This is a genomic window from Campylobacter sp. 2018MI13, assembly GCF_018501135.1.
GTDB lineage: Bacteria > Campylobacterota > Campylobacteria > Campylobacterales > Campylobacteraceae > Campylobacter_E.
On the sequence record NZ_JAHCZC010000252.1, the window covers coordinates 1 to 427 of the forward strand.

The window sequence follows — 427 nt, forward strand, 5'->3', positions numbered from 1 at the left end:
TAAGCAGGATCGTTGTTTCTCACCCGTTATTGAGTGTGCGACGGCGCTGCTGGCGCAAGTCGCGTTGCAGCGTCTGGGTCCGGACTGTATGTGAATGCTGTCGAGTGCCGCGGAGCTTTTTCGGCTTGTCCATTCCGTTGGTAGGGCACGGCGGTTGCGCCGCCATCCGGCCCAGCGTTTACCTGAAGATCGCCGTGATCGCGGCGCTGGCGCGCGAATGGAAATGCACGTTAAAGCCGACCATCGCGCCGCTGGCGTCTTCATCAACGTCAAGACGCTCGACGTCCAGCGCGTGAACCGTAAAGATATAGCGGTGCGTTTCCCCTTTAGGCGGCGCCGCGCCGCCGTAGCCCGCTTTACCGAAATCGGTACGCGTCTGAATGACGCCGTCTGGTACGGCCACCAGGCCTGAGCCGAACCCCTGGGT

At 61.8% G+C, this 427-nt stretch carries 1 protein-coding gene; it reads right to left on the reverse strand.

Annotated features, from left to right (window positions below; translation table 11 throughout):
- Positions 1-178: 178 nt before the first annotated feature.
- Positions 179-427 (reverse strand): YbhB/YbcL family Raf kinase inhibitor-like protein (locus tag KJQ99_RS09885; RefSeq protein WP_214150736.1); only part of this gene is annotated, 249 nt, incomplete at its 5' end.